The sequence below is a fragment of the Daejeonella sp. genome (assembly GCF_037719425.1).
Lineage (GTDB): Bacteria > Bacteroidota > Bacteroidia > Sphingobacteriales > Sphingobacteriaceae > Daejeonella.
In genome coordinates this window covers 251-5,368 of sequence record NZ_JBBJNI010000213.1, presented here as the reverse complement: position 1 = coordinate 5,368, position 5,118 = coordinate 251, and the positions used below count along the sequence as shown (strand labels likewise).

General features: G+C 42.0%; 3 protein-coding genes. 2 read left to right on the top strand and 1 reads right to left on the bottom strand.

What is annotated here, in order from left to right; translation table 11 throughout:
* The first annotated feature begins 144 nt into the window (after positions 1 to 144).
* Positions 145 to 3,777 carry a DNA polymerase III subunit alpha gene (gene dnaE, locus WKF69_RS18525; RefSeq protein ID WP_340383872.1) on the top strand — a complete coding sequence of 1,211 codons (3,633 nt, stop codon included), beginning with the start codon at positions 145 to 147 and terminating at the stop codon, positions 3,775 to 3,777.
* Between the two features lie 76 nt (positions 3,778 to 3,853).
* Positions 3,854 to 4,174, top strand: coding sequence for a thioredoxin (gene trxA, locus WKF69_RS18520; RefSeq protein WP_340383870.1), 321 nt, complete (start codon positions 3,854 to 3,856; stop codon positions 4,172 to 4,174).
* Positions 4,175 to 4,326: 152 nt separating this feature from the next.
* On the opposite strand, the gene WKF69_RS18515 is transcribed toward trxA, so the two are convergent.
* A partial coding sequence (locus WKF69_RS18515; protein ID WP_340383868.1) for a prolyl oligopeptidase family serine peptidase occupies positions 4,327 to 5,118 on the bottom strand: 792 nt, incomplete at its 5' end.

The following is a 5,118-nucleotide window of genomic DNA, read 5'->3' as shown; positions in this document are numbered from 1 at the left end:
TAATAATTATATTGTGTTTGTTATTCACAGCACAGAAGCTCCTCTTGGTTCGTGCAGAGGGATTGAAAACTTATCCTTTACTTTTCCACAAGCATATTCACCGCTTAAAAGATTTGTAAATTTGTTATTCATTTCGTTTAATGTATGCCTGATTTTTCTCACCTCCACGTTCATACCCAGTTTTCACTTCTCGACGGGGCTGCCGATATTTCGCGCCTTTTCAAAAAAGCTAAAGCTGACGATATGAAATCTATGGCCATCACCGATCATGGAAACATGTTCGGTGTGTTTAAGTTTGTCGCGGAGGCCGGGAAACATGATATAAAGCCAATCGTAGGATGTGAATTCTATCTGGTTAACGACAGGCATATAAAACAGTTCACCAAAGAAAAGCGGGATCAGCGGTTTCATCAGCTTTTGCTTGCAAAAAATGCCCAGGGATATAAGAACCTGGTGAAATTATGCTCCCTGGGGTATATGGAGGGCCTGTACAGCAAATGGCCCAGGATTGATAAAGAATTAATTCTTCAATATCACGAAGGCTTAATAGCAACAACCTGTTGTCTTGGCGCTTCTGTTCCCCAAACTATTCTCAAAAAGGGAGAAGAGGAAGCTGAAACTGAATTTAAATGGTGGCTTGATCTTTTTGGTGAAGATTACTACATAGAGCTGCAACGCCATGATATTCCAGAACAGCTAGTGGTTAACGAAGTCCTGCTGGGGTTTGCCAAGAAATACAATGTAAAGGTTATCTGTTCGAATGATTCTCATTATGTAGATCAGCAGGATGCCAATGCCCACGATATTTTACTGTGCGTAAACACCGGGGATATGCAAAGCACCCCAATAGCTACAGATGAAGAAGGAGGAAAGGGCTTTCGTTTCGGTTTTCCGAACGACCAATTCTTTTTTAAGAGTCAGGCGGAAATGGGACAGCTCTTCCATGATCTCCCTGAATCTCTGGATAACACTAATGAAATCGTAGATAAGGTTGAGCATCTTCAGCTGAAAAGAGATATTATGCTTCCCAATTTCCCCATCCCGGATGAGTTCAAGATCCATTCCGGGCCTGAAGCTGAAAATATGAATCAGTGGGAGTATCTGAAGCATCTAACTTTTACAGGTGCCAAAGCGCGTTACCGTGATATCAGTCCTGAAGTTGAAGAAAGGCTTAATTTTGAGCTTTTTACGGTACGAACAATGGGTTTCGCCGGGTATTTCCTGATCGTAGCAGATTTTATTAAAGCTGGCCGGGATCTGGGAGTATTCATCGGACCGGGCAGGGGTTCGGCGGCCGGCTCTGTAGTCGCATATTGTATTGGAATAACAAATATTGATCCGATAAAGTATAATCTGCTTTTCGAGCGTTTCCTAAACCCTGACCGTAAATCAATGCCCGATATTGATACGGATTTCGATGATGCAGGCCGCCAGAAGGTGATTGATTACGTTGTCGACAAATACGGTAAAAACCAGGTAGCGCAGATCATTACTTATGGTTCAATGGCTGCAAAATCCAGTATTAAGGACGTAGCGAGGGTGCTTGATCTGCCGTTGGCCGAATCTAATATGCTTGCCAAGCTTGTTCCAGACAGGCCTGGTACGAGCCTGGTTCAGGTAATGACAGCCCCGATTGAAACCGTTAAAAAGGAGCAGAATCCGGAGGACTTTGAAAATATTAAAATGCTGCGTAGTATACTTGAAGAAGGGAAAACTACTCAAGCCAAAGTCTTAAAGGAAGCATTGATCCTGGAAGGTTCCGTGCGAAATGTTGGTGTCCATGCTGCCGGTATAATAATAGCCCCTTATGACCTGACTGATATCATCCCTGTCGCAACATCCAAAGAGTCTGATCTTCTTGTAACGCAGTTCGACGGACGAGTTATAGAAGATGCCGGCGTAATCAAGATGGACTTCCTTGGGTTAAAAACCCTGACCATCATCAAAGATGCCCTTCGGCTTATCAAGCAGAATCACAATATTGATATCGATATAGATTATATATCGCTCGAAGATGCAAAGACATTTGACCTCTATCAGCGGGGCGATACAAACGGTACCTTCCAGTTTGAAAGCGATGGCATGCAGATGTATCTGCGAGAGCTCAAGCCAGATAAATTCGAAGATCTCATTGCAATGAACGCCCTCTATCGGCCCGGACCGATGGAGTATATCCCTAAGTTCATTTCCAGAAAGCATGGACGGGAAGATGTCACTTATGACCTTCAGGACATGCAGGAGCATCTTGAAGAAACATACGGCATTACAGTCTATCAGGAGCAGGTGATGCTTTTATCTCAAAAGCTTGCTAGCTTCAGCAAGGGCGATGCCGACGTTTTGAGAAAGGCGATGGGTAAGAAGCAGATCGAGGTTCTGAACAAGATGAAGGCTCAATTCATGGACGGCTGTAAAGCAAATAACCATGATGCTAAGGTCGCTGAGAAAGTTTGGACCGATTGGGAAGCCTTCGCCCAATATGCATTCAACAAGTCGCACTCTACGTGCTATGCCTTTGTCGCGTATCAAACAGCCTTCCTTAAAGCAAACTATCCTGCTGAATACATGGCGGCTGTTTTGAACAACCAAAACAACATTGATAAAATATCCTTCTTTATGGAGGAATGTAAACGAATGGGGATCCCGGTTCTTGGGCCTGATATTAATGAATCTGAATTGACCTTCACCGTGAATAATAAGAGTGAAATACGATTCGGAATGTCTGGTATGAAAGGGGTAGGTGAAAAAGCCGTTGAAAGTATTGTTGAGGAACGAACTGCTAACGGAATTTATGAGAGTATTTACGATTTTTCCAGACGGACCAATTCACGGTCGGTAAGTAAAAAGGTTTATGAGAACCTTGTTTACGGAGGTGCGTTTGATTGTTTCGGATTTAAACGTTCTCAGTTTTTTCATAAGCCTGACGCGAGTTTATATAACGGTATAGAAAGACTGGTAAAATATACAAATGACTTTCAGAACAATCTGAACTCGTCTCAGGCATCGCTCTTCGGCGGAACATCAGACGCCCAAATTACTGAACCTGTTTTGCCGGAATGCGATGAGTGGGGATTGATAGAAAAACTCAAATATGAAAAGGAGTCTATCGGGATATACCTGACCGGACATCCTTTGGATAACTACAAATTTGAGCTTGATAATTTCTGTTCACATCAGGTTAAGCATCTCAGCCTGATCAACAGGATGAAAAGTGCAGAAGCACTGCCAGAAGATCAGGAGGAATTTAAAAAGATCAGTAACCGTGATTTGATTATTGGCGGGCTGGTTTCTGCCAGCAGCCACAGGACAACTAAAACGGGTAAGCCTTTTGGTTCTTTTATGCTCGAGGATTACGGTGACACCTTCGAGGTAGTTCTTTTTGGTGAAGATTATGTAAAGCTTAAACAGTACCTAAACGAGGGATATTTTATTCAGGTTAGGGGGCTGGTTACCGAGAGATTTAAGCAGAAAGATAATTGGGAGTTTAAAGTGAATAGTATAGTCCTGCTCTCAGAGCTTAGGGACAAAATGTCAAAATGTCTTACGATCCAATTGCCTTTAACTGAGGTTTCTCAAGGGTTTATGGAAAGGATAGACGAGATTGTTAAGACTAACTCAGAACAAAATCCTGTAAGGAATTGTCAGCTTAAATTCATGATCATGGACTATGACGAAGAAACAACTTTAGAGATGCCATCCAAGACACTAAAGATAAGCCCAAGCAATGAATTTCTGGAAGATATATCGAAACTTATGGGGGTAAGGTATAAGTTGAATTAGTGTCACATTAGCAGAGCTGATTTGTGGCAGGAATATTGAATAGTATATTTGATTATAAACTGTAAATAATAGAATCATGGCATTAGAAATAACAGATGCAAACTTCGAAGAGTTAGTGCTTAAATCCGACAAACCGGTATTAATTGATTTTTGGGCGGAATGGTGTGGTCCATGTCGTATGGTTGGTCCGGTCGTTGAAGAATTGGCTAAGGAATATGAAGGTAAAGCCGTTATAGGAAAAGTAAACGTTGATAATAATCCGGAGATCTCTATGAAATTTGGTATTCGCAATATCCCTGCTTTATTGTTCTTTAAAGGTGGTGAAATTGTAGACAAGCAGATTGGGGCAGTGCCTAAATCTGTTCTAGCAGAAAAATTGATGAAGCAGCTAGCTTAACCCATTTAATAATTATAATTAACTCCCTTTGTTAAAGCAGAGGGATTTTTTTTATGCGGCTAAGTTTCAAAATGTGCTGTGGGCGATAAGGGCCTGGTGAAAACGACTACCCATCTCAATTGATTTACTCAGTAATCCGATGAATACCAGGACTACTTCCAATACTCCGGAAATTCCGCGGGTAAAGGTTTTTCCAATATGTGCGTATACATAAATCTTACTGCTTCCTGTGTGTTGTGCCTTGCCTTCAAACCGCCCCATCCATGTCTTTCGCCGGGATATACCATGAATTCAAAATGTTTATTCAGGTCCTGAAGCTTGTTCACAAACTGTATACTGTTTTGCATATGAACATTATCATCCATGGTGCCATGTACAATTCTTAGAGTGCCTTTTAGCTTATCCGCATACGTGAGCGGAGATGTTATCTTATAACCTTCCGAGTTGTTTTTTGGAGTACCCATAAAGCGCTCAGTATAGTGAGTGTCGTATAGTCCCCAATCAGTTACCGAATAATTTGCTATTCCATGGGTGAAAACGTCCGCGCCGTACGTTAAAGCCATAGCGGTTATGTATCCACCAAAACTGCCGCCGGTTATACCGATTTTCGAGCCATCCACGTAGGGTTTTATTTTGAGACTGGTCGCAGCGTCCATGTAATCTTCGATTTCGTACTTACCCATCTTTTTGTAGATGAAATCCATACCAACTTTGCCTAAATGGCCGGCGCTCCGATTATCAATTGCAACTTGAATTATGCCTTCTTTTGCCCACCAATAATTTAGTCCAAGGGGACTTTTCCATCTATCGTAAACAGTTCCTGCATCAGGACCGCCGTACACACTAATCCAAACCGGGTATTTCTTTGTGGGATCGAAATTTAAAGGGAGAGTCACCGTCATAGGCAGTTCAAGCCCATCGCGGGTTTTATAATAGTTCAATTC